This is a genomic window from Halococcus sp. AFM35, assembly GCF_051195015.1.
In the GTDB taxonomy this organism is placed as follows: domain Archaea; phylum Halobacteriota; class Halobacteria; order Halobacteriales; family Halococcaceae; genus Halococcus.
The window spans coordinates 87541-110570 of the sequence record NZ_JBNTJU010000009.1 but is presented as its reverse complement, the minus strand read 5'-3'; the positions used below and the strand labels follow the sequence as shown (position 1 = coordinate 110570).

The following is a 23030-nucleotide window of genomic DNA, read 5'->3' as shown; positions in this document are numbered from 1 at the left end:
CCAAGACGACCATCTCGATGGAGTGGACAATGACCGACATCGGCTATACGCTGTCGAGTGAGGAATTCGGACCGAATGCTCTCGTCCAGCAGGCAGAACGCGCCGAGGAGGTCGGTTTCGACTTCGTATCGAGTTCGGATCACTACCACCCGTGGGTCAGCGCACAGGGGAATGCTCCCTTCGTCTGGAGCGTGCTCGGAGGTGTTGCCGAGGCAACTGAAGACATCGATGTCGGTGTCGGCGTCAACTGCCCAATCATGCGGATTCATCCCGCGGTCGTTGCGCACGCGGCCGCGACAGCCGGAGCAATGCTCGATGGGCGCTTTTTCTTCGGCGTTGGCACCGGCGAACGCCTGAACGAACATGTCACCGGCGAGCACTGGCCACCCCACTCCGTTCGATTGGAGATGTTAGAAGAGGCGGTCGCAGTGATTCGAAAGCTCTGGGAGGGCGGCCAGACAAGCCACTACGGCAAACACTACACCGTCGAGAACGCCCGACTGTTCACCTTACCCGATGAGCTTCCACCAATCGTCGTCTCGGCGTTCGGCGAAAAGACCGCGACAGCTGCCGGCGAAATCGGTGACGGGTTCTGGTGTGTCGGGCCACAAGGTGACCTCCTCGACGCCTATGAAAATGCAGGCGGCTCCAGTCCGTCCTATTGTCAACTCCACGCCTGTCACGCCGACAGCGAGGAAGAGGCAGTTGAAACCGTCCACGAGGTATGGCCGAACTCCGGACTCCCGGGTGAACTCGCTTCGCAGCTACCGACCCCGCGACACTTCGAACAGGCAACACAGATGGTGAGTGAAGAAGACATCCGCGAGGGAGACATCATCACCACTCCTGACCCGGACGAACACATCGATAGCATTCAGCAGGCTATCGATGCAGGCTATGACCGCGTGTACACGCACCAGATCGGTGACGACCAACAAGCGCTGCTCGACCTCTATGAAGAAGAGATCCTGCCAAGCTTCGAGTGAGTGTTCATAACGCCAAAATCGTCGCCCCGACAAAAGCTACCCGTAACGGCATTCCGCCGCGTCAGTAGGCGCGATCCCATGCAGCGATTGAGTGGGATATCGAGTAGCGCTATTCGACCGCAGCAATCCCAACACCTTGTGATGGCAAGCAAAACGTCTGTACCCCCGCCTTCCGTCTTCGAGAGGAGTTACTCGTATGTTTGAAACAGCTCTCGGTGTCGGGTTCGTGGTCGTACTCTTCGCGAGTGCGTACGTTTTGCGCACTCATACCACGACAGTGGAAACGACGGCTGCCGACGGCGGCGTGTTGCCCGAAAGTCCGGGAACCGAAACGGGCAGCAAGACCGAGGGGAAAACTGCCGGTCTCGTGCGCTGGCTCACCACCACCGACCACAAGGACATCGGCATCATGTACATCGTTTTCGGGACTGTGGCGGCGCTGTGGGGCGGCGTCGATGCGATGATGATACGGACCGAGTTACTCACACCGGCGGTCGATATCTGGACCGAAGGGACCTACGACGCACTCTTTACGACGCACGGTCTCACGATGCTGATACTGTTCGTCACGCCCGTCGCCTTCGGTCTCGCGAACTATTTCTTGCCGCTCTTGGTCGGAGCCGACGACCTCGCCTTCCCGCGGCTCAACCTGCTCGGGTTTTGGTTGCTGCCGCCCGCGTTGCTGCTCATGCGCGGCGGATTGTCGATAAACATCCTCGCGAAGGTCCTCGGACTTTTCCTCTCAATGGACACTATTGGCTTTCTGTTTACCATCCAACCGCCGGAGCTCGGCTGGTATCTCTACGCGCCGCTGTCCATCGAATCGCCGAACCCACAGGTCGATTTCATGCTGCTCGGCCTGCATCTGAGCGGCATCTCGACGGTCATCGCCTCGATAAACTTCATCATCACCACCTTCGCCGAGAGGAGCGAGGACGTCGCGTGGTCGGATATCGACCTGTTCACGTGGACGATAGTCACGACCGCCGGTCTCGCCCTGTTTGCCTTCTCGATACTCGGCAGCGCCATCGTGATGCTGCTGCTCGACCGCAACTTCGGGACGACCTTCTTTACGACCGAGGGCGGCGGTCCCATCCTCTGGCAACACATCTTCTGGTTCTGGGGCCATCCGGAGGTCTACATCATCGTTTTGCCGGGCTTCGGGCTGATGAGCCTCATCCTTCCCAAATTCTCCGGTCGGACGCTGTTCGGCCGCCGGTTCGTCATCTACTCCACATTTGCTATCGGCGTGCTCTCGTTCGGTGTCTGGGGCCATCACATGTTCTCGACGGGCATCGATCCGCGCATTCGTGCGGGATTCATGGCGATCTCGCTCGCCATCGCGATTCCGAGTGCCATCAAGGAGTTCAATTGGATTACCACCATCTGGAAAGGACGAGTGCGCCTGACCGCGCCGATGATGCTCTGTGTCGGCGGACTGAGCACGTTCGTCATCGGTGGCATCACGGGCGTGTTCCTGGCAGCTATCCCCGTGGACATCCTCTATCACGATACCTACTACGTCGTTGGGCACTTCCACATGATTTTGATGGGCATCATCCCGTTCATGCTGATGGCGGCGAGTTACTACTGGTATCCCATCGTTACCGGCAAGATGTACGACCAGCGCCTCGCCAAGCTTCAGGTATTTTTGATGATCGTCGGCGTACTCATTGCCTTCGGCGCGATGCTCGTCACCGGTGCGCTCGGTCTCCCGCGGCGGTACGCGAGCTACCCCCCCGAGTTCGCCTTCCTGATGCAGATTACGACCGTAGGATCGTACGTCATCGGTATCAGCGTCCTCATGTGGCTCGTGAACATGCTCAAATCGTATCTGTGGGGACCGCGCATCACCGAGGCCGATGTCTGGAACCTCAAGGAGACCGGCCAGTTCACCCGCGAGTGGCAGTGGTTCGAACAGCGCCTCGACGAGCGCTACACCACCGACGGCGGCGAGCAGGCCGACGACCGTGGCGACGGAACCACCCACTCATGAGCGACGACGAACTGGCGGGTGAGGACGAAAAGGGGTTCTTCGAACACTTCGCGCCGGTCTATCGGAGCCTGAAGCGGACGGTGACGAGCCGGTCGATACAGACGTATGCGGTCTCGGTCGTTGGGATACTCGTGCTCTCGGCGAGCATCGGCGGGGCCGTCGTCGGCGTGTATGGACTCGTTCAGGAGGATTTCGGTCTCTGTAGCAACCCCATCATCGAAGTCACGCCACCGGAAGCCGCCGACCTCGCCGCCGACGACGCACAGCCATCGCTGCCCCACATCGACTACGAGGAGTTGACCCGTGACGAACAGCGCGGGTTCCGCACGGCGCTCAACGTGGCGAACAACGAGGAGGAAGTCGAAGGCAACGTCACCCACCTCCCGCTGTTCCGCAACGGTGCCATCGTCGAGTACCGCGGCGAGGAGTATTACGTGGCGGTCAGTTCATTCAACGAATGCGTCGACCCGGGGGCGTTCGACCTCCCGTTCAGTATCGCCGGAGTGATCGTTGGCGCGGGCATCGTCGCCGCCCCCAGCCTCTGGAGGCGGTTCCGATAACATCATGACAAAGTACGACATCCATCGACCGAGTTTTTCGGCCACGACCACGGACGACTGGGAGTTCCCGACCGAACAGGACTTCCCAACTGATGACCTCTCGGCGGTCGCCGACCATTTCCTGCTGTCGGCCTCGGGGTTCGACGATCCCGACCAGTTCGAGGATTTACAGTTGCCGGTGGTCAACTCGCAGGGCTATCTGAGCAACAACGGTCTCTGGGCCGCCCGGAGCGGTCCCTACAGCGTCGAGCGTATCGCGGATATCGACCCCGAGACGAAAGCGGAGGTGCTGGACCTCATCGATGACCTCGGCACGGAAAACTTCGATACGTTCGAGGACGTCGTCGTGACCGAACCCGAGTGGGGGGCGACGACCGGAAGCCAGCCGGCAGATTCGGCGGGTGGGGTCGTCGATTCCGCTATCGATGCGGCGGAGGCGTCGCACTCGCCGGGCGGTGCCGTCGTCGGTCTCGGATTCCTTCTCGTCGCCGCTGCCGTCGTCAACGACCGGCGGGGATGAGTGGGGCAGTCGCGTCTCTGGTGGCAGGTCACTGGAAGGTCGTCCCGACGAACGCGATGTCGATGCGTGGTTCGGCATATTCGAAGGCGAGACCGACGACGAGTCCGTAAAGACACTGCCCGAGGAAGGTGAGGACGACGAACAGGACGAGTGCTATACCCGTCTCGCCGGAGTAGAAGGCAATGGCGAAGCCACTCCAGCCGATGGCGGCGAAAGTGACACCGCTGACCGCCATCCGCCAGCCGGGGAGGTACTGATGCAGTGCAGCGAACAGGAACGGCCACGTCGTCATCCCGCCGCCGACGAAGATGAGATAGCCCACGAGCGGATCGCCGGTCCCGAGGAACGGGTCGCCGATGCCGGCGAGCGAGGCCATCTCGCCGAATTGGGTGGGGTCGAACGCATCGAGGCGGATGGCGACGTAGAGCACGACGCTATCAGCAAGCGTGCCGAGACCACCGGCGATGGCCCCGACGATGCCGCCGACGACGACGCGCCGGAGATCGTTCGCCGCTTTGCTTTCGGATTCGCCAGTCACCCGTTCGACGAGCGAGCCGGTATCGACCATGCCCATGAGTACACCCACGGCCGCAAAAAGCCTGCTCCGGGGAGAGTATGGGCTTTCATTCGCCAGCAGTAGGTTCTTGTGCATACTATGCACCAACAGCTATAATGAGACGGGGACGGGCGGTGGCGGCGCTGGCGTTCGTGGTGTTTTTCATCAGCGCTGTCGAACCGGCGGCCGCACAGTCGATCAACAAGGCGTTGATTCGAAACCTGAACCGTCAGCTGCTGTACGTCGCCGTCCCCCTCGCCATACTGGTCGAGACGATTCTCTTCTATGCCGTCTGGCGGCACAAGGACAACGAGAACCCCACGCCGACCCGCGAGAACCGTTCGCTCGAAATCACGTGGACGATTGCGACCGCCATCATCCTCCTGTTCGTCGGGTTCGCCTCCTACAACGTGCTGGCCAATCCATATATCTCGCCGTCGTATGGGAATCAGGAGATCGCCGGGGCGAACGTGTCGAACCCTCACCTCCAAGGGGCAATCCTCCCCGACGACCCGGATGCCGTCGTCGTGGATGTCATCGCCTACCAGTGGGGCTGGGAGTTCGTCTATCCTGAGGCAAACGTCACAACAAACAACGTCTCGGTGCTGCCGGCGAACAAGGACGTCTACTTCCATCTCACCGCCCGCGAGGTAATACATTCGTTCCACGCGCCCGAACTCGGTCTCAAACAGGACGTCATCCCCAGCGAGACCAACACGATCCGGACCAACGTATCGAAGCGTGGACAGTACAGAGTGTACTGTTCTGAGTACTGTGGGGCCGGTCACTCGCGGATGTATGCCAATCTCACCGTCATCTCCCAACAGCGATACCGGAACTGGCTCGCCACTCAGCGCAACGCACGGAACGATACGCCAGTGTCCGTCAACGCCACCGAACCGTCGCGCGGTGCTACGCGAGTGACACCGACGCGCCGACGTACAGCAGCGTGACGATGAACACCCACACGAGGTCGACGAAATGCCAGTAGAACGAGACCGTCACCATCGAGGTGTCGCGCTCACCCGATAGCTGGCCGAGCAGCCCGCGGGCGAAGAGCACGCCGAGCAGTATCGTCCCACTGACGACGTGAAGCCCGTGCAGCCCCGTCAGCCCGTAGAACGCGCTGCCGAACGTCGAGGAGATGGTGAAGCCCTCCTTGACGATGAGGTCGTAGTATTCGTAGATTTGACCGAAGACGAACAGTACACCGAGGGCGAGCGTCGCGCCGAGCAGGCTCAGAAACCGCCGACGATTGCCGTCTTCGAGTGCCGAGTGGGCGGAGTGAAGCGTGACGCTGCTCGCGAGGAGCGCGACCGTATTGACGAACAGCACCGGACTCAGCAGTCCGGGGAGTTCGCTCGGCGGCCACCCACCCGCTCGGATGAAGAGGTAGTAGATAAACCCCGCGGAGAAGGTGGCGATGTCACTGATGAGAAAAAGCACCATCCCACCCCGGAGCGCGCGCGGCGCGCGCTCTGCCAACCCGCGCGTCCAGAAATCGATGAGGAAGGCGTGGTAGAGCCAGCCGAACAGACCGACGAGGAAGACGGCCGCACCCGAGAGGAAGACGACTGGTCCATAGATACCGGGGATGGGCGCGACATCGCCGTTGCCGAAGAAGTACAGGCCAGCACCGAGATACAGTCCGACCACCCCGAGCGCACAGACGACCGGCCACCACGTCGCCTCGCTCCTGCCCGCTGGAACGTCCGCACCCGCCGGCGGCTCCTGTCCGTCGCCCGGTTCGACCGCCTCGTTCGTTCCCATGGCCACGGATTGGACGGACCTCTCAAAAGTCCCCGGCTTGCGTTCGTCGAGACCTCAGCCGTTCGTTTCGGCGGCCGGTCGCGAGCGCGAGTCCGTCATTAGCGTCTCCCGCTCGGGGAGATAACACACCGCGAGAATGCCGACAGCATAGACCGCCGCGCTGGCGGCGACGACCGTATCGATACCGTCGAAGACGGCGATTTCGTAGCCTATTAGAATCGGGAGCGGGACGGCCACCAGCCGCGCGGTAGCCCACACCACCGCAATCGCCGTTCCATCGCTCGGAACGAGTTCGGGGAGGGACGCAGAGAGCCAGCCGAACTGCCCGACCGTGAAGTAGCCGACGACCACTGCCATCACCGAGAAGAGAACGGGCGTGCGTATCAGCAAGAACAGACCAAACACGGTCGACAGCGACCCGATAGCCATGACCAGCAGTGAGCCGACTCGGCCGATGCGCTCGGCGATGGTACCGGCTGTGAGCGAGCCGGCAATCCCGCCGATACCGTAGCACGCGCCCGCGATGGCGGCCCACAGGTCAGGTCTGGCCAGTCCGTAGCCCTCCGTGACGGTGGTCGCATACGCCGGCAGCCACGCGACGACACCCCACCAGCCCGCAAGCGCCGCGAACGCCAGCGCGGCAGCCACGATGGTTCGTCGCCGAGTTAGACCACGAAACATGTCTCCAATGGAGATGGTGTCCGTTCGGTCGTCATTCCTAGTCAACTGCGCCGAACCGGCCACGCGGCGAACGAAGGGGGTCGCTATCGCCGGCAACACGCCGATGGCGAAGAGGTATCGCCACGGCCCCGGACCGAAAACCGGCGCGAGGAACTGTGGGTCGAACGTCTGAAGGACGGCCCATGCGACCGATGCGAGGACGATTCCGCCGCCGAAACCGGCACTAACGGAGCCTGTGTACCGGTCGTCAGTCGTCCTCGCAGCTGCGTTCGTGAGTTCACCCCCGATACCGAGGAACGCGCCGGCGAGAAACCGGAAGATTGCGAACGCCAGAAACGTCTCGCTTGCGGCGGTCAGCCCGGCGACGACCGCATAACCGAGCAGGGAAATCGTTATCGCGTTCACCTGCCCGACGACATTGATGGTGAGCGCCCGAGCCGTCCCGCCAACGGCCCAACCCAAAAGCGTCGCAGCCAGCACAATGCCGGCGTAGAAATACAGCGACGAGGCGGCATACGGCGAGAGGAGATCGTCAAGAATCGGTCCGAGCGCCACCACGAACACGAACGTCTCGTAGCCGCGAAACAGCCATCGCAACGCCCCGGCTGCCGGCAAGCGAGCGTCATCCGTCTGATAGTCGTCTCCAGCCATCGAATACAGTCCGCCCCTGAGCCGGTTAAGCGCTTCCCGGAGTGAGCCAGCCGCGCGAGCCGAGGCAGAATATGCCAGCATCGAAGCTAAGCCGATACCGCGACGAATCGGCCTATGGATGAGCGGTTGGATGGACGCTTCAACGCAGCCATCGGCCGACGGGCAGCGCTGAAGGCCGGTGGAAGCGGCCTCCTCGCGCTCTCGCTGGCCGGCTGTATCGGGCGCGCGAACGTCGGTGAGCGTGGACTGAACCCGCCGTCGTCGGACACCATCGAACGGGGTGGGGTTTTCACCATCGGCGTCGCCGACCCGCCGGCGGGGACGAATCCGTTGGCGGTTTCGAACGAACAATCGTACGGCATGCTCGACCTCCTCTACGGGTTCGGGACGACCGTGGACCCGGTCGATTTCGGGGTGCATCCGAGCGTCTTCGCCAACTGGTCCGAACACCACACCGAGACGCCGACCGCGAAGCCGGCGGTGCGGTTCACTGTTCGCGAGGGCTTAACCTTCACCGACGGCACTGACTGTACCGTCGAGGACGTCCTGTTCACCTATCGGTACCTGCTCGACCACCGCCCGGAGAAGTATGCATCGCTGCTCGACCCCATCGAATCCGTCGAGCGGGCGTCGTCGAACCGCTTCGACCTCAGCATGCAGCTCTCGGAGCCGGTCAGCACCTACGACTCCGTCCAGCTCGCCGTCCCCATCCTCCCAAAACACATATGGGAAGGCATTGATAGTCCTGCGGAGTACCGCCCAACCGACCACGGCGGTCCCGTCGGTCTCGGCCCAGCCCGTGTGAGGACCTATGACCCCGACACCGCAATCGAACTCGGCTTTCGTGGCGATTACCCGCTTGCGGATCTGGAGTGGAAGAGGAAAAAGGAGGAACTGCTCCACGGCGGCCCGTTTCTCGACGGTCTCCGTTATCGTGTCTACGAGGACGACACCGCCCTCGAAACGGCGTTCCATCGCGGTGACGTCGATGCCATGTACGGCTCGTACACGGCCGAGGAAATCAAACCTCTGCTCGACGGCCGGAGGCTCGTTCGTGGCTCTGGCGAGGGCTACAAAGCGTTCGCGTTCAACCTGCGTCGGACGCCGCTCGACGACCTCCCCTTCCGGCAGGCGCTCGGGTTCGCGTTCGATGACCGCTACTGGGTGGAACGACTCAACGACGGCCACGTCATCCCAGGTGATTTCGTCGCGCCACCGGACTACACGGCCGTCAGACCCGAACATCAGCCATCCATCCTGCCTCGCCCCGTTCGTCCGGCCAGCCAGCAACTACTCACCGGTCCCTCGACGGAGGCGTTCGCGTTCCGCGAGACCGATGACGGCTCGCTCGACGTCGAGGGGATTCGGTCGTTCCTCACGGAGGGGGCGTTGATTACTGGTGGTCCTGGTACGTTCGCCGGGGAACGCTATCCGGGCAGCCTGACCGGTGTCGAGGCATCCCAGACCGAGGCGAAATACGAGTACACGTTCGGCTCGGTCGAATCAGATGTACTCAAAGCCGCCGATACCGAGCAGGAGTTGCGAGTTGATGGCACCACGATTACGGCGATACGCGACGGCCCGCTCGCGCTTCTGACGCGTCCGGCGAGCGAACACCCCGAGGAGGCGAAAATGACGCGGCGGTATACAAGTGCTCTCCGTCGCATCGGCATCCCAATCGAACGGCGCGAGCTGCCATCTGAAGAACTGCGCACAGCAGTCTACCGCGACGAAGCGTTCGCTGTCGCGCCAATCGACGGGGAGGCGGTCTCCGAATTCGCCATCGAGACGCTCTATGAACGGTTTCACAGCGACAACGCCGACGACCACGACACCGCCGACATCGGTACGCGGAACAACGCCGATGAGTTCGTGCGAAATGCGACCGGCTACGGTCTCACCGAGAGCGCCACGGCCGACGACCTCATCACAGCTGCGCGCGAGGAGATGGCCGTCGAGTCCAGAAACGACCTGATTCGTCGGGCCATCGAACGAGTCTATCTCGATATACCAGTACTAGTTGCCTCCTATGAGAAGCTGTACTGGCCGGCCAACCGGACGGGCTTCGATGGCTACGTCGAGAACCTTCCCGCTCCGGGTGACACGTATCTGTCGACGGAGTTACTCCAGCTTCACCGGGCCAGCACGAACGGTGTGCTGGTCGCTCGTCGTTAGTCGCCCGCTTGCCCGGAGCCGGCTTGGCCCCCATCGTTTCCCAGACTGAGGGGAGCGGGACCGGTCGGAACGACGTCGTGACCCATCGACCAGTTGGTGACCTTGGCGAACGCGACGTATGCCGCACACAGCGCCGAGACCAGCCCGAAGTAGCCGCCCCAGACATTGAGGGCGGTGACATCGAACCAGTAGCCGAGACCGATGAGACCGTACGTCATCGCCAACGTGGCGAACACGGCGGCCAGCGCCGTACTGTCGGCGAGCGAGCCGACGAACCACAGGATAGTGATGATCCCGAACCCGAAGTTGATGACGCCGAACGCGGTCAGGCTCGGACTGGGGGTGATAATGCCGGTGAGGCTGAACAGCTCGAACAGCGCGAACCACCACCAGTACGCGCCGTACGTGAGGAACGCGGTCTGTGCGAGCGTATTGCCGTTGCGCCACGCGAGTATGCCGGCGAACAGCTGAATCGTCCCACCGTAGGCGATGGCGAGCGGGATGACCGTACCGGTAGTCCCACCACCAGTCAACCAGTTCGTTTCGATCAGCCCGACGATGAACGTCGTGAGCGCGAAGCCGATGAGTCCAATCGGTTCCGGATTGGCGAGTTTCGTGTCCTTTGGCATGGTTCTGACACCGACTACCGGTTGTGCCGTGACTCAATTGACCGCCCGGTCTGCGAAAGTAGGGGGTACAAGTGTCACCAGCGAGCTGGTGCCTCCATAGACGAGGAGCGCGTACACCTACTTCGAATAGGTGCTAAACGATTCGACCGACGTATCCTTCTCGGATTCATGAAGATAAAGAGCACTGTTCACGAGACCGATGTGACTGAAGGCCTGCGGGAAATTGCCAAGCAACTCACCCGTTTCAGGGTCTATCTCCTCGGAGATGAGACCCAGTGGACTGATAGACTCCAAGAGGTTCTCATAGATTTCACGCGCACGTTCAGTGCACCCCATGAGCGCGAGACAGTCTACGAACCAGAACGAACACAGCATGAACGCTCCCTCCTCGCCCGACATGTCGTCGTGTTCGTACCGATAGACGAGCCCGTCATTGGTGGCGAGCCGGTCGTGGATTGCAGCTATCGTCCCTTCGATACGCGGATCGTCAATCGGGAGAAAGCCTATCAGGGGAAGCAGTAGGAGGCTCGCGTCGAGCTGGTCGTCGTCGAACGCTTGGACGAAACTGTTTTGCTCCTCGTCGAATCCACGTTCGATGGTGGTCTCTTTGATGTTCTCTCTATCCGTGTGCCAGTCATCGAGTGGGGCATCGAAGTCGTTTTCTTCGGCTATATCGATCCCACGGTCAAGCGCAACCCAGCACATCGCCTTCGAGTGGACGAACTGTTTCGGACCGCCGGGCATCTCCCAGATACCTGCATCCGGTTCGTCCCAGACTTCACGGACGTACTCTACGATCTCTCGAATGGCCTCCCAGTCGTGACTGGCGATGTCCCTATCCGACCGTGTGAGCTGATAGATTGCATTGATGAGTTCGCCGTACATCCCAAGTTGGAACTGTGAGGCAGCCCCATTACCGATACGTACCGGTGTCGAGTCTCGATACCCCGAGAGATGGTCGAGTTCGATTTCCTCGTAGGTGGAGTCGTGTTGGAGTCCATAGAGGGGCTGCATTTCCGCGGGGTCTGTCGAGCGGCTAAGGTCCAAGTACTCATCGAGGTAGTTCTCTGCCTCGTCAATAGCGCCGAGGTTGCTGAAGGCTCTCACTGTAAAGGCCCCGTCGCGTATCCAGCTGTAGCGATAGTCGTAGTTGCGAACCCCACCGATCACCTCTGGGAGTGACGTGGTCGGTGCGGCAGTGATTCCGCTGGTTCCTCGATAGGTGAGGAGTTTGAGGGTGAGACTCGAACGCACTACCGTATCGTGATAGCCCTCGAACTGACCCTCGAAGTCCTCGCCCAAGCGTGCCCAGTCGCGCCAGAACTCGATTGTGCCATCGAGTAGTTCCTCACATGATTCGTCGTCAGTCGGTGCTCGCATTCCGTATTGGAGGACGAACCAGTGAGTATCGTACTCGTTTACTGGATAGGACGCGGTCGCTCTCCTGTCCTCGCTATCGAGCGTCACGGGACTCGATAGCGAGAGTTGTCTGGCCGCACCGGTTGCGAGCACACCACCGGCAGTGGATTCGAGCATGGTCTCCGCGCGGGCGTAGTCGAAACGCGGGGAGAACTCGATGTCGAGGGAAACAGTGCCGTCCGTACAGGTCACTTTTCGATAGAGTGCCTGAATTTTGGGTTGGTCGCCCCCGCCATTGAACCGCGGCATGAAGTCGGTCACCGTCGCGGTTCCGGAGTCGGTGTGAAACGTGGTCTGCAGCACGTTTGTCCGCTCCATATACTCCTGTTCAGCTTCGTACTCGCCCGTGGGGTGGATGGCGAACCGCCCGCCGCGGTCGGCGTCGAGGATGGCGGCGAAGGTGCTTGAGGAGTTGAGGCGCGGTAGACAACACCAATCTATCGAACCATCAGTACCGATGAGCGCGCACGTTTCGAGATTGCCGATCAGACCATAGTCGGCAATCGGCTTGTACTCACTCATTCGTCTCCCATGCTCGTGTTCCGGTATCGTAGCGCAGCGTGTTGCGGGTCAAAGCGATGTTTCGAATCATGAACCAGATTGTCTGTCGTGTGGCGAATATATGGTTCTACCGCTCGAATTGACCGTATGAGGCCCGTGTATTTGCAAGCTATCGAGACAAGTGAACTACAACCACACGTTTAGCCGGTATGTCTATGGACGAAATCACGCCGCCGGCCGGGAGTACGGGATGAGCAATGGGAATTCCGATGTCGTCGTCATCACCGGCGCGACCTCGGGTATCGGACGGGCCACGGCGAGAAAATTCGGCAAAGACGGCGCTCGCGTTGGATTGCTTGCACGCGGCGAGGACGGGCTTTCCGGCGCGGAAGAGGACATCGAGGACGCTGGCGGCGAAGCGCTCACGATTCAGACCGACGTCACCGAGTACGAACAGGTCGAAGCGGCTGCCGACCGAGTAGAAGACGAGTTCGGTCCCATCGACATCTGGATAAACGACGCGATGACCACGGTGTTCGCCGAATTCCTCGACATCGAACCCGAAGAGTACAACCGGGTCACGGAAGTCACCTACCTCGGTACCGCCAACGGCTCGCGTGCCGCACTCTCCCGGATGGTGCCACGAGACGAGGGAAAACTCGTTCAGGTTGGGTCGGCGATGTCATACCGAGGGATTCCTCTCCAATCGGCGTACAGCGGTTCGAAGTTCGCCATTCGCGGGATGACCGAATCGCTCCGAACCGAACTCCTCCACAACGATTCGGATGTAGACATATCGATGGTCCAACTTCCCGGACTCAACACGCCGCAGTTCGACCACTGCCGAGGTCACGTTGACGAATATCCCCAACCCGTGCCACCCATCTACCAGCCCGAAATCGCCGCCGACGCGATTCACTGGGTGTCATACCATCGCCGCCGTGAACTCTACGTCGGCCGCTCGTCGCTGAAGACCATCTGGGGCAACAAGATCGCGCCGTGGATTGTAGATCGTTATCTCGCACGCACTGGCTACAGCGGCCAGTTTTCGGACCTCGACTATGACCCCGACCGCCCGGACAACCTCTTCGACCCCGTTCCCGGTGACCCCGGCGCACATGGCCCGTTCGATAAGCGCGCGATACCAACGAGTCGGCAACTCCAACTCGCAAAGCACCGCCGGGAACTCGGCGTCATCGGGACACTGCTCGTCGCACTGTTCGTACGTCTCTGGGTGGGTAGTGAGGACGAGAACGACCAGCACGACGAATCTGCGGGAACCTCCGAATGAGACGTCTCGTCGCTTTTCGGGCCGTCTACGGCGTATTCCTGCTCGTCGCTTCGAACGCGGTCGTCGAAACTGTAACCGGCAAGCAGTCACGAACGGCGGCGACGGTCGGACGCTTCATCGGGGCGAGGCACGTGATACAGGCCCTCACACTCAGTCGGACGCATTCCGAGGGCTGGAGAACCGTTGGCGTGGCTACTGACGTGCTCCATGCCCTCAGCATGGTGGCGCTCGCTGGTCTCAGCGAGCGGTATCGTCGGCTGGCGGTGCTTGCAGCGGCGTCGGCCGGCATCTGGGGAGCAAGCAACTGGCTATCACACCGAGGGTCCTGATCACGATCTTTGGGACTACACTGCGCCGAACAGTACTGAAAGCGAATCGTGTATCGAGTGGGAGATATACTGCGCGCCCGTACTTCTACCGCTCGACGGTAGTCACAACGCGGCTGCTACTAGAACCGTTACACGATTCCGGTCATCGACCGAATACCGGCTGATACCGGCGTCGTATGAGGCGAAAACTACATCTCGCCGGCCCACTGATTCGATAATCATGTCCACATCGACTCCTGAAGTCGTCCGCCGACCGTCGGCAAAGACCGCGGTCGGACTGTTCGCCCTCGTCGTCGGCTACCTGGGTGCGCTCGTCGGGACGGTGTTTTACACGTGGGCTGGGCTGCACACCCTGTATCGGGTTCCAGTGCTTGCCATCCCAGTCGTCGGGGTGCTCGTGGTTCTCGCCGGCGGAGCGCTGGTCTGGGCTGAGCGCGCCTGAGTTCACTCGTCGTCGGTGGCTACCTCGCCGGTGATGCGTTCGGCGATACGCGCCGCCGTTTCCGAGCCGCCGGTGTGTTCGGCCTCGGCGATGATGCGTCCGGAGACGTACGTGACGACCGCGAGAACGACGAACGGCACGACGTGGAGCAGTTGGGCCAACCCCATCGCGACGATGTCGCTGCCGAACGGGTCGAACACCACGAGCAGAACGGCGAAAAAGAGAATGATGGCGAGTGGGACGATGTTGACGGAGAGGTCAAGCAGCGTCTCGCGGTCAAAGGTGGTATCGGACATCGGTTTCTGTAAGGAACGCTGGAAAGATAAACCCAGCCGGTTAGGATAGGTCCAGCTGGCTCTCCATCGCACCACCTGCCGACTGGAGCGACACCATCATTCTGTCACGCCAATTCTGACCTCGCGCTCAAGATGGGTTTCGCCAGCGGCGAACGGTTGCAAGTCGTGATGTGAAGAGACTCGCTGCAACCTCCGCCTGTGATTGTACCGGGTTCAAACGACCCCATATCAGGCTTGAGATTGCATGCAACGGCTCTATGTGTGTTAGATTAGATACGCTATTCGATGGCCACAGATGGAATCATCGGGACCAGCCCGGCTGTTCGCGTCGCTGCCGGCAGCGATAGCTATACAGAGGGCCAGGAACTGCTTTCTGCCGAACAGGAGTCAGGAACGGCCATCAGGACGGTCATGGTCGGTTCAACCGGGTTCGAGGACCTCGAACCGCTCGTGCTGGCAACGCTCGACGGCGAGACGGCCTTTTTTCCGCGCTGTTCGACCGAACAGGTCCAAGCGGTCGTCGCGGAACTCGACGATGGCACGCTGCCGACCGATAGAGCGGTGGCGGTTGCCGAGCACGAATCCGGGACGGCGACGCTGCCGATACCCGACGATGGACCGTTGGGCGTGGGCGACCGGAACGTGCTCTCGGGCTGTGGCTGGGCAGTCCCGACAAGCATCGCGGACTACCGCGCTGACGGGACAACCGGCATTAATGACGAGAACCTGACAACACGGCTTCGAGACGTCGGCCTCCGGGGGCGCGGACGCGGTGACGCAGCCGCAGACGAGCCAGTTGTAGACCACTGGAAAGCCGCTGCGGCGGCCGATGGCGATCCGGTCGTCGTCGTGAACGCACACGACGCGGACCCCCACGCGGCGATGGATCGACTCCTGCTCGAAAGCGACCCGTTCGCGGTGTGTGAGCCGGCACTCGTGGCCGCGGCAGCGCTCGATGCGACCGATGTCGTCGTGTACGTCAACGAGACAGAGACGATTGCCCGTCGGCGCATACAGGAAGCGGCGAACGCGCTCGTCGACGAGTTCGACATGGGCGTCTCGATACGGGCCGTTACTGGTCCGGACGAATACAAAGCCGGCGAGCCGACGATGGCGCTCGAAGCAATCGAGGGCAATCACCGACTCGAAGCCCGGCGGCAACCGCCGGGACCGAGCGAACATGGTCTCGATGGCCGGCCGACGCTGGTCCACACGCCGCGGACGTTCGCGCAGGTCGGAGCAGTCCTTGATGGCGAGGACGTCGGCGCATCGTCGGACCCCGGGACGCGATTGTTCACCGTCGCTGGTGATGTCGAGGCGGCAGCCACCGTGGAGCTTTCGACGGATGCGACGCTCGATGCGGTGCTGCCAGCGGTCGAGACTGAGACCGAACGAAAGGCCGCGTGCGTCGGCGGCGTGTTCGGTGGACTGACGCGCTCGCTCGATGTTCCCGCGAGCGCGCCCGGTCTGCGAAGCGCGCGCCTCGGCACGAATGGGGTCGTGGAGATGATGGACGATTCGACCTGTACGGTGGCGTTTGTCGGCGAACGAGCGAAATTCGCCCGTGAAGAGAACTGCGGGCGGTGTGTTCCCTGCCGCGAGGGGTCGAAACAGCTCGTTGACCTCCTACGAGACGTCTACGACGGCGAGTACAAGGACGGGATGCTCCGCGAACTCGCACGGACCATGCGCGAAACCAGTATCTGCGGGTTTGGCCGCGAGGCCGCCAGACCCGTGACGACGGCGATGGAGACGTTCGAAACCGAGTTCAACGCCCACGCGAGAGGGAACTGTCCAACAGGGGCTTGCAACCACTCATGAACATTGAAAACAGCGAAAAGCGAGGGACACGATGAGCACGGACCCGATCTGGAAAAACTCACGCACGACCGGAGCGGACGTACCGTTGACCGAAGACATCGCACCGGGGACGGCGAACGACCCCGAAGCTGGTTCGACCGAGCCGGCGACGATAACCGTCGACGGTCAGCCGGTCGAAACCGAGACCGGGGCGACGCTACTCGATGCGTGCGATACGGTCGAGACCGATGGCGAGGTTCTCGCGCTCTGTTCGTACGACGACAACGAGAACATCGGTCCGCGCAGCGAGTGTCGGACCTGCATGGTCGACACAGATGAGTACGGCGTCGTGCCCTCGTGTAGCTTTCCCGCCGAGGACGGACTGACCGTCTCCACCGACGCCGAAGCGGCAAGCGAGGCCCGGGACGTGAACCTCGACCTCCTGCTCTCGAATCACAACCTGCTGTGTACGACCTGTGGAGCGAACGGCCGGTGTGAGCTTCAGGACGTCTCCATCGAAAACGATGTCGTCGAGCCGCGCTACGGCGTGAAGCACGACCGCAGCGAGCTGGAACCCATCGATGACTCCTCGCCGTTCATCCAGATAGACCGCAATAAGTGCATCCTCTGTAATCGGTGCGTCGAGGCGTGCAACGACGTGCAGGTCGAGGGTGTGCTCCGGATGGAAGGGACGGGCGAAGACACCCGCATCGGCTTTCAGAACGACGCCGAGACCATGATGGAATCGACGTGCGTCTCGTGTGGGCACTGCGCGACGGTCTGCCCGACGGGCGCGCTCGTCGAACAGGGTCTCGTCGACGCAACGACGATTCCCATCCCCGGGTTCACCCACAAGAACTCCGCCGAGGGGTATATCGGCGAGGACTACGACCACCAGCCCCAGCAGATGACGCCGATGAAACGCGAACTCAGTACGGAAAACGAACCGCGAGCCACCCACCATTCCACCGTGGATGGGAACGACTGACCATGACCGACGATTCGCACTCGGATTCGGACAAACAGTACGTCGAGGAGGGCGAAGACGAGAATCCGGCCGGGGAGGGCCATCCCAGACGACCGAGACAGCGGACACGAGACAATGAAAGCGCCACCGAAAAGGAGGGCGTCGCGGGATTCATGGCTCGTGCCCAAGAGAGAGCCAGCGCACGGGTCAAAGAGACCGCAAACGAGCGGGTCGTCCGGCCGTTCGAGCACGAGTTTTCGGATTTCATGGGTGATGCCATCTCCGAGGGACGGCTCTTTTCCATCGCGGACGCAGTAGGTGATTACCAGAAAAACGATATCGACGTGACGGACACGACCTGCGAGTACTGTGCGGTCGGCTGTCGGTTCGACGTACTCACGAAGGACGGCGAGTTCCTCGGTACGCGACCGAACCCCGAGAAAGCGCCGGTAAACGGGATTTCGACCTGCGTGAAAGGGAAGTTCGCCCACGGGTACACCAACAGTGACGACCGGCTGACCCAGCCGCTCGTCAAGGACGAGGGCGAGTTCCGGGAGGCCTCGTGGGCCGAGGCGCTCTCGCGGGTCGTCGAGGGTCTCGACGGCATCATCGAGGAGGACGACCCGGACGCACTCGGGTTGGTGGCGTCCTCGAAAGCGACCAACGAGGCGAACTACGTGATGCAGCGCTTCGCCCGCGAGGTGCTCGGCACGAACAACATCGACAACTGCAATCGACTGTGCCACGCGGCCACGGTCTCCGGTCTCTCCTCGACGGTGGGCTTCGGCGCGGCCTCCGCCGGCATGGAGGGTTTGGAGGAGACCGACTGTTATCTGATGACGGGGACGAACACCACGGAGAACCACCCGGTCTTTGCGACGAAAATCAAACAGAACGTCAAGGACAACGACGCCGACCTCTTCGTGTTCGACCCGCGCAAAGTACAGATAGCGGAGTACGCCGACCAGTATTCCAGAATCGAACCCGGCTACGACAATACGTGGCTCAACGGCCTGATTCGATACATCATTGAGGAGGACCTCCACGACGAGGAATACATCGCAGAGCGCACTACCGGCTTCGACCAAGTGGCCGAAACGGTCGAGAAGTTCACCCCCGAATTCGTCGAGGAGAAAGCTGGCGTTCCCCCCGAAGAGCTGAAGAACGCGGCCGAGACCATCGCGACGGCCGATTCGTGTCTGTTTTGCTGGACGCTTGGGCTGGCGGAGCATTCCCACGCGACCGAAAACATCTACGCGATGGCGAACCTCGCGCTCATCACGGGCCACGTCGGTCACCCGAAGGGCGGTCTGTCGCCGTTCCGCGGCCAGAACAACGTTCAGGGCGGCGGTGGCGACATGGGACCGGTCCCGAACAACTTCCCCGGCTATCAGCCCGTCACCGACCCGGACAACCGAGAGAAGTTCGCCGACGCCTACGGGATGGATGCCGACGAGATGCCCGCACACGAGGGGTATCGCATCACCGATATGTTTCTCGCGGCCGACAACGGCGACCTGAAGGGGATGTTCATTCAGGGTGAAAACCCGGTGGTTTCCGAACCCAATATCCCTCACGCACGGGAGGTGCTCGAAAACAAGCTCGAATTCCTCGCCGTCCAGGACATCTTCCTCTCGGACACGGCGGAGTACGCGGACGTGGTGTTACCGGCGACGGCCTCGCTCGAATCGAACGGTACTTACACGGGGTCGAGCCGGCACGTACAGTTGGTCAAGCGCGCGCTCGAACCGACGGGGAACGTGAAACCGGACTGGGAGATAACCCAAGAGCTTGCCGAGCGCTTCGGCTACGAGTGGGATTTCTCGTCCGCGAGTGAAATTATGGACGAGATCGCCGACCTCACGCCGATCTACGCGGGCATCAGTCATGAGCGTCTCGAAGCACTCGATAACGACCTTCAGTGGCCCGTCTGGGACGACGAGCATCCCGGCTCGCCGTATCTCTACGAGGAGCAGTTCCAAACCAACGATGGGTTGGCGCACATGCACCCAGCGGATACGGTCGACCCGAGTGAGACCCCGGACGAAGACTATCCGATAGTGATGACATCAGGGCGCGTACTCTACCAGTATCACACGGGCACGATGACGTTCCGCGACGAAGGGACGATGTCCTACACCGATAGGAGTTTCGTCGAAATTCACCCGGACACGGCCGAGGAGTACGGGATTTCGGACGGCGACACGCTCGACATCGCCTCACGACACGGGGAGACCCAGGCAATGGCCCAGATCACCACCCGGCCAAGCACGGGCGAGATATTCATCCCGATGCACTACCTCGATGGTGGCGCGAACAACCTGACCAAGGAGGACCCGCTTGACGGGCCGAGCAGGGTCCCCGAATACAAGGTGACTGACGTGCGAATCGCGGTCGCCGACGGGGACGGGTCTGCCGTGGCCGTTCCGGATTCGAGCACGAACGAGCGGACGGCGGACGACGACTGACCATCGAACGGAACCACACGAATGATAATTGATAACAGGTATCCCATGCGACGCCCGAACAACAACCCATGACAGAGGTAACCGAAGACGACATCGGCAAGCCGATCTTCAGCGCCCAAGAGAACGAGATCGGCACGCTCCGCGGAGTTGACAGACCAACCATCTATCTCCGCATTGCAGATGACATCGACACGTCCCTTCGAGGAAGCATGAAGATAGCCGAGACGACGGCTATCACGGACAACGGCGAGAACTACGCCGCGGCGACGATGGCCGCGATCTCCGACATCACCGACGACGAAATCCACCTCTGGCCGGCGTATGCCACCGAAGCGGAACACGAATCGGTCGACTATGAGGAGATTCCGGGACAAGACAGCAACATCGAACCCGAGGATGGCTAATGCGTGAACTGCGTCCCACACTGTGGTGGGCGGCCAACGACTAAATGGACTGGCGTACGAGGAGAGAACATGGAACGCACGATAGCACTCAAAAAGCTCGTTGGACTCGACCCCACCCCGACAGGAATCGGCAGCGAACAACGCACCACCCACGAATGCACGGTCTGTCGAACGGAGTTCAATACTTCGGAGACGACCTGCCCTCAATGTGGAAGCCACACCTTTCGGACTAAAGAGACGACCCCAAACGCGACGTTCAACTTGCTGTTCGTCCTGGTCATGACCGGGTTCGCCATCGTCTACAACATCGCGACGGGTGACTACCCGAAGGGAGGGCCGGGAGCGTAAACACGGTCTTCATGCGCCAAACAGTGAACAGAGGGGAGATGACTCTGTCCGAGATGTCGTTCGGGGCCATCATAGCTATCCGGCTTCCGCTCATGTGAAAACCTGATGGCAATCGATGTAGATGCAGCGCGCGAGGAACTCCAGCGTGCTAGCGATGCGGCGGACGGCGAAGTACAGCGCCACATCAACTCCATCGACGAAGGACTGATGGAACTCGCCGAGGGCGACAAGATAACCGAGGCGGAAGCGGACCCTGACCGTGTGGCCGAACTCGAAGAGAAACTCGCTGGTCTCAGCGCGGAAACCGACGATCAAGCAATCGTCTCCCACATCGAGAACGTGCTTGACCATCTCGACGCTGCGGACGAGTTTGGAACATCATAGACCCGCTTCAGACGGTTTGCAAGCTGTATTCCGTGAAGAAATTCGTCCACACGGGCGCAGTAGTATCGTACTGCCACTCTCTTCTGTCGCTTCAGGCGTCTCAAGGCAGGACGGACAGACAAATCCCCCAGTATCGAGGCTGAGCTGATTCTCCGGCGACGACTGACCGCTGAATGGCTCGGTTATTGGCCCGCAAGCCGTCTTACTCCCGAAAGCCACCCCTTCGGTGGCACACTTATCTTTGTCATCTCTCCACTACACTGCTGGCAAACGTCAGGATGGGGCGCACCACCGACTTCATAGACTCTGTTTTCACACTCAGTGCATTCGTAAAGACCTCTTCCACCCATAACCGAATGTGTCATTTCGTACTACTTATGGATTCGGGCGACGAGTGCAACCAGTATATGAGTCGAGTCTGACGGAGCGCCACGACGATGTCATGGATGAGTACCACTCTGAGAAGCCGGTGGACTACTCCTGACACTGGTGACACCGCCCATCTTCGATATATACTGCCAGCATTGATTCGCCGCAGCTGGCACACTCTTCGAGCGCCGCATCAGTATTCTCTTGTTCTGGGTCACTCATGAATAGTGGATCGTTGTCTCAATAGTCCCGATTTTCGGTGACGAGTTCGGTTGCGACGATACCACGATACGCGCGGCGAAACCGCTCCGAGAGCGCCTGATGGGAAATTCCGAGACCAGTGGCGACTTCCTCCAGCGTAACGTTTCGCGGGATGTCGTAATACCCAGCCTCGAATGCCTCAACCAGTGCCTCGTGCTGGTCGTCGGTCAGCCCAGAACGATTTGAACCATCACCATCCAAGCTCGAAATGCTTCGACACCTGTCCCCACAGTCGAGATCGTCCATGATTTCGTGCGCCCGGCCAATCCCCTCTCGATTGGGAGCCAGCAACCGGAGCTGCCACTCGCCGCCTTGTCCCCGTGCAGACACGAGCGTGACATCCACAGCGACGAGTCGCCGAATCAGCCGGCGCGGGCGGCCCTCCCACGTCACTCGGTACGTCCAGCCGTCTGCACGTTCGCCGAAGCGTTCGACCGTCCCAACGTTTGCATCCGCCCGGAGCGCGGTGTCGACGTGATTCTCACGGCTGTCAGCTCGTACCACCAGCAGGGCGTGGTCTGTGGGATTGGCGACCGCGGATTCGCACTCGACACGTGCATCGGGGACGCGCTCGAAGAACTCCGCAAGCGCGAAACCCTCTGCCGGGAGGGTGAACCGTGCGGTAGATGCGACGGTGTCTGCCGCCGAGGAGACCGGTGATGTTGGTGTGCTCACTGGATGAGTAGTATGTTTAGACATTGTTGGATTGGCGAGGCGCGTGGGCCTCGCGGATCTCGGCTCCCTCTCGGAGTTTGTCCTCACAGTTCGGACAGACGCGCACGTCGTCCATTCCCGCTGGCGCGAATACCCGCACGTACTGGTCGGTCACGAATCCCTCACAGTTCTTGCAGGCCGGCATAGCAAGTACCCAATCGAAGGGCAATCACATGCCAATATGGGGTACTTGTGCACCTCTCATCATAGGGGGAGTGATATCAAGGGACAAGACTGGGTCGGACACTATCCGTACAGGAGAGGAACCGTACTTCTGGAGGTTCTATTCGCGGATGATTTCACTATCGATATCGTGACCCGTTTCAACCGTGTGTCCGATGGCACGACGACCGAGTTCTTGAGTACTGTATTCACCGGTAGTGGCCGACCATTCGCAATCGCGACAGTAGTTGCGTCTCTCCGGTGGCGACATATCACTACAATCACGACATCCTCTCGGGCGATAGCGGTTCCGCTTCCATGTGCGGGGCTTCTTTACCACAACAGCGCGAG

The 23030-nt window shown here is 61.0% G+C and carries 23 protein-coding genes; 15 read left to right on the top strand and 8 right to left on the bottom strand.

Annotated elements, in window-relative coordinates; genetic code table 11:
• Positions 1 to 29: 29 nt before the first annotated feature.
• From ACQUQO_RS09425 to ACQUQO_RS09410, 4 genes are all read left to right on the top strand, one after another.
• A complete protein-coding gene (locus ACQUQO_RS09425; RefSeq protein ID WP_435077753.1) occupies positions 30 to 986 on the top strand; it encodes a TIGR03557 family F420-dependent LLM class oxidoreductase in 957 nt (318 codons plus the stop codon).
• A 196-nt stretch (positions 987 to 1182) separates the two neighbouring features.
• Entirely contained in the window at positions 1183 to 2982 is a 1800-nt protein-coding gene (locus tag ACQUQO_RS09420; protein WP_435077731.1) for a cytochrome c oxidase subunit I, read from the top strand.
• Positions 2979 to 3542, top strand: coding sequence for a hypothetical protein (locus tag ACQUQO_RS09415; RefSeq protein WP_435077730.1), 564 nt, complete (start codon positions 2979 to 2981; stop codon positions 3540 to 3542). The genes ACQUQO_RS09420 and ACQUQO_RS09415 overlap by 4 nt, the downstream gene beginning before the upstream one ends.
• A gap of 4 nt (positions 3543 to 3546) precedes the next feature.
• Positions 3547 to 4062 carry a hypothetical protein gene (locus ACQUQO_RS09410; protein WP_435077729.1) on the top strand — a complete coding sequence of 172 codons (516 nt, stop codon included), beginning with the start codon at positions 3547 to 3549 and terminating at the stop codon, positions 4060 to 4062.
• A 28-nt stretch (positions 4063 to 4090) separates the two neighbouring features.
• Here the strand turns inward: ACQUQO_RS09410 and ACQUQO_RS09405 are convergent, their stop codons facing one another.
• Positions 4091 to 4630, bottom strand: coding sequence for a DUF6789 family protein (locus tag ACQUQO_RS09405; RefSeq protein WP_435077728.1), 540 nt, complete (start codon positions 4628 to 4630; stop codon positions 4091 to 4093).
• A gap of 104 nt (positions 4631 to 4734) precedes the next feature.
• Here ACQUQO_RS09405 and coxB point away from each other — a divergent pair, with 104 nt between their 5' ends.
• Entirely contained in the window at positions 4735 to 5571 is an 837-nt protein-coding gene (gene coxB / locus ACQUQO_RS09400) for a cytochrome c oxidase subunit II (RefSeq protein ID WP_435077727.1), read from the top strand.
• On the opposite strand, the gene ACQUQO_RS09395 is transcribed toward coxB, so the two are convergent.
• Both ACQUQO_RS09395 and ACQUQO_RS09390 read right to left on the bottom strand, forming a co-directional pair.
• On the bottom strand, positions 5531 to 6388 hold the full coding sequence (locus tag ACQUQO_RS09395; RefSeq protein ID WP_435077726.1) for a cytochrome c oxidase subunit 3: 858 nt from the start codon (positions 6386 to 6388) through the stop codon (positions 5531 to 5533). The genes coxB and ACQUQO_RS09395 overlap by 41 nt on opposite strands.
• 54 nt (positions 6389 to 6442) lie before the next feature.
• Positions 6443 to 7720: an MFS transporter gene (locus ACQUQO_RS09390; protein WP_435077725.1), complete on the bottom strand. Its 1278-nt coding sequence runs from the start codon at positions 7718 to 7720 to the stop codon at positions 6443 to 6445.
• Between the two features lie 114 nt (positions 7721 to 7834).
• On the opposite strand from ACQUQO_RS09390, the gene ACQUQO_RS09385 reads away from it, so the two are divergent.
• The gene (locus tag ACQUQO_RS09385) at positions 7835 to 9895 is read left to right on the top strand and encodes an ABC transporter substrate-binding protein (RefSeq protein WP_435077724.1); all 2061 of its coding nucleotides are present in this window, start codon (positions 7835 to 7837) and stop codon (positions 9893 to 9895) included.
• Here ACQUQO_RS09385 and ACQUQO_RS09380 read toward each other — a convergent pair.
• Together ACQUQO_RS09380 and ACQUQO_RS09375 are read right to left on the bottom strand one after the other, a co-directional pair.
• A complete protein-coding gene (locus tag ACQUQO_RS09380; protein WP_435077723.1) occupies positions 9892 to 10524 on the bottom strand; it encodes an acetate uptake transporter in 633 nt (210 codons plus the stop codon). The two genes, ACQUQO_RS09385 and ACQUQO_RS09380, sit on opposite strands and share 4 nt — an antisense overlap.
• A 117-nt stretch (positions 10525 to 10641) precedes the next feature.
• Positions 10642 to 12465, bottom strand: coding sequence for a glycoside hydrolase family 15 protein (locus ACQUQO_RS09375; protein WP_435077722.1), 1824 nt, complete (start codon positions 12463 to 12465; stop codon positions 10642 to 10644).
• Positions 12466 to 12625: 160 nt separating this feature from the next.
• On the opposite strand from ACQUQO_RS09375, the gene ACQUQO_RS09370 reads away from it, so the two are divergent.
• The 3 genes from ACQUQO_RS09370 to ACQUQO_RS09360 all read left to right on the top strand — a co-directional run bounded on the left by ACQUQO_RS09370 (position 12626) and on the right by ACQUQO_RS09360 (position 14506).
• Complete coding sequence (locus ACQUQO_RS09370) at positions 12626 to 13735, top strand: SDR family oxidoreductase (protein ID WP_435077721.1); 1110 nt, start codon at positions 12626 to 12628, stop codon at positions 13733 to 13735.
• Entirely contained in the window at positions 13732 to 14064 is a 333-nt protein-coding gene (locus ACQUQO_RS09365; protein WP_435077720.1) for a hypothetical protein, read from the top strand. Before ACQUQO_RS09370 ends, ACQUQO_RS09365 begins: the two co-directional genes overlap by 4 nt.
• 220 nt (positions 14065 to 14284) lie before the next feature.
• A complete protein-coding gene (locus ACQUQO_RS09360) occupies positions 14285 to 14506 on the top strand; it encodes a hypothetical protein (protein WP_435077718.1) in 222 nt (73 codons plus the stop codon).
• 2 nt (positions 14507 to 14508) lie between these two features.
• Here ACQUQO_RS09360 and ACQUQO_RS09355 read toward each other — a convergent pair whose 3' ends face one another.
• Positions 14509 to 14802, bottom strand: coding sequence for a DUF6684 family protein (locus ACQUQO_RS09355; RefSeq protein ID WP_435077717.1), 294 nt, complete (start codon positions 14800 to 14802; stop codon positions 14509 to 14511).
• A gap of 285 nt (positions 14803 to 15087) precedes the next feature.
• Between ACQUQO_RS09355 and ACQUQO_RS09350 the strand changes: the two genes are divergently transcribed.
• The 6 genes from ACQUQO_RS09350 to ACQUQO_RS09325 all read left to right on the top strand — a co-directional run bounded on the left by ACQUQO_RS09350 (position 15088) and on the right by ACQUQO_RS09325 (position 21173).
• Positions 15088 to 16623: an NADH-ubiquinone oxidoreductase-F iron-sulfur binding region domain-containing protein gene (locus ACQUQO_RS09350; RefSeq protein WP_435077716.1), complete on the top strand. Its 1536-nt coding sequence runs from the start codon at positions 15088 to 15090 to the stop codon at positions 16621 to 16623.
• 31 nt (positions 16624 to 16654) lie between these two features.
• Positions 16655 to 17590 (top strand): 2Fe-2S iron-sulfur cluster-binding protein, encoded by a 936-nt coding sequence (locus tag ACQUQO_RS09345; protein WP_435077715.1) that lies wholly within the window; start codon positions 16655 to 16657, stop codon positions 17588 to 17590.
• A gap of 152 nt (positions 17591 to 17742) precedes the next feature.
• A complete protein-coding gene (gene fdhF / locus ACQUQO_RS09340) occupies positions 17743 to 20037 on the top strand; it encodes a formate dehydrogenase subunit alpha (RefSeq protein ID WP_435077752.1) in 2295 nt (764 codons plus the stop codon).
• A 68-nt stretch (positions 20038 to 20105) separates the two neighbouring features.
• A complete protein-coding gene (locus ACQUQO_RS09335) occupies positions 20106 to 20441 on the top strand; it encodes a hypothetical protein (protein ID WP_435077714.1) in 336 nt (111 codons plus the stop codon).
• 69 nt (positions 20442 to 20510) lie between these two features.
• Positions 20511 to 20789 (top strand): hypothetical protein, encoded by a 279-nt coding sequence (locus ACQUQO_RS09330; protein WP_435077713.1) that lies wholly within the window; start codon positions 20511 to 20513, stop codon positions 20787 to 20789.
• A gap of 105 nt (positions 20790 to 20894) precedes the next feature.
• Positions 20895 to 21173, top strand: a complete 279-nt coding sequence (locus ACQUQO_RS09325; RefSeq protein WP_435077712.1) for a DUF7553 family protein — start codon at positions 20895 to 20897, stop codon at positions 21171 to 21173.
• Between the two features lie 609 nt (positions 21174 to 21782).
• On the opposite strand, the gene ACQUQO_RS09320 is transcribed toward ACQUQO_RS09325, so the two are convergent.
• Together ACQUQO_RS09320 and ACQUQO_RS09315 are read right to left on the bottom strand one after the other, a co-directional pair.
• A complete protein-coding gene (locus ACQUQO_RS09320; protein ID WP_435077711.1) occupies positions 21783 to 22478 on the bottom strand; it encodes a helix-turn-helix domain-containing protein in 696 nt (231 codons plus the stop codon).
• A 16-nt stretch (positions 22479 to 22494) separates the two neighbouring features.
• Positions 22495 to 22662 carry a DUF7563 family protein gene (locus ACQUQO_RS09315; protein ID WP_435077710.1) on the bottom strand — a complete coding sequence of 56 codons (168 nt, stop codon included), beginning with the start codon at positions 22660 to 22662 and terminating at the stop codon, positions 22495 to 22497.
• Positions 22663 to 23030 lie beyond the last annotated feature (368 nt).

Coding starts and splice junctions, on each gene's coding strand:
- ACQUQO_RS09425 (WP_435077753.1), top strand. CDS start 30: ATGACCGACATCGGCTATACGCTGTCGAGTGAGGAATTCGGACCGAAT.
- ACQUQO_RS09420 (WP_435077731.1), top strand. CDS start 1,183: ATGTTTGAAACAGCTCTCGGTGTCGGGTTCGTGGTCGTACTCTTCGCG.
- ACQUQO_RS09415 (WP_435077730.1), top strand. CDS start 2,979: ATGAGCGACGACGAACTGGCGGGTGAGGACGAAAAGGGGTTCTTCGAA.
- ACQUQO_RS09410 (WP_435077729.1), top strand. CDS start 3,547: ATGACAAAGTACGACATCCATCGACCGAGTTTTTCGGCCACGACCACG.
- ACQUQO_RS09405 (WP_435077728.1), bottom strand. CDS start 4,630: ATGGTCGATACCGGCTCGCTCGTCGAACGGGTGACTGGCGAATCCGAA.
- coxB (WP_435077727.1), top strand. CDS start 4,735: ATGAGACGGGGACGGGCGGTGGCGGCGCTGGCGTTCGTGGTGTTTTTC.
- ACQUQO_RS09395 (WP_435077726.1), bottom strand. CDS start 6,388: ATGGGAACGAACGAGGCGGTCGAACCGGGCGACGGACAGGAGCCGCCG.
- ACQUQO_RS09390 (WP_435077725.1), bottom strand. CDS start 7,720: ATGGCTGGAGACGACTATCAGACGGATGACGCTCGCTTGCCGGCAGCC.
- ACQUQO_RS09385 (WP_435077724.1), top strand. CDS start 7,835: ATGGATGAGCGGTTGGATGGACGCTTCAACGCAGCCATCGGCCGACGG.
- ACQUQO_RS09380 (WP_435077723.1), bottom strand. CDS start 10,524: ATGCCAAAGGACACGAAACTCGCCAATCCGGAACCGATTGGACTCATC.
- ACQUQO_RS09375 (WP_435077722.1), bottom strand. CDS start 12,465: ATGAGTGAGTACAAGCCGATTGCCGACTATGGTCTGATCGGCAATCTC.
- ACQUQO_RS09365 (WP_435077720.1), top strand. CDS start 13,732: ATGAGACGTCTCGTCGCTTTTCGGGCCGTCTACGGCGTATTCCTGCTC.
- ACQUQO_RS09360 (WP_435077718.1), top strand. CDS start 14,285: ATGTCCACATCGACTCCTGAAGTCGTCCGCCGACCGTCGGCAAAGACC.
- ACQUQO_RS09355 (WP_435077717.1), bottom strand. CDS start 14,802: ATGTCCGATACCACCTTTGACCGCGAGACGCTGCTTGACCTCTCCGTC.
- ACQUQO_RS09350 (WP_435077716.1), top strand. CDS start 15,088: ATGGCCACAGATGGAATCATCGGGACCAGCCCGGCTGTTCGCGTCGCT.
- ACQUQO_RS09345 (WP_435077715.1), top strand. CDS start 16,655: ATGAGCACGGACCCGATCTGGAAAAACTCACGCACGACCGGAGCGGAC.
- fdhF (WP_435077752.1), top strand. CDS start 17,743: ATGGCTCGTGCCCAAGAGAGAGCCAGCGCACGGGTCAAAGAGACCGCA.
- ACQUQO_RS09335 (WP_435077714.1), top strand. CDS start 20,106: ATGACAGAGGTAACCGAAGACGACATCGGCAAGCCGATCTTCAGCGCC.
- ACQUQO_RS09330 (WP_435077713.1), top strand. CDS start 20,511: ATGGAACGCACGATAGCACTCAAAAAGCTCGTTGGACTCGACCCCACC.
- ACQUQO_RS09325 (WP_435077712.1), top strand. CDS start 20,895: ATGGCAATCGATGTAGATGCAGCGCGCGAGGAACTCCAGCGTGCTAGC.
- ACQUQO_RS09315 (WP_435077710.1), bottom strand. CDS start 22,662: ATGCCGGCCTGCAAGAACTGTGAGGGATTCGTGACCGACCAGTACGTG.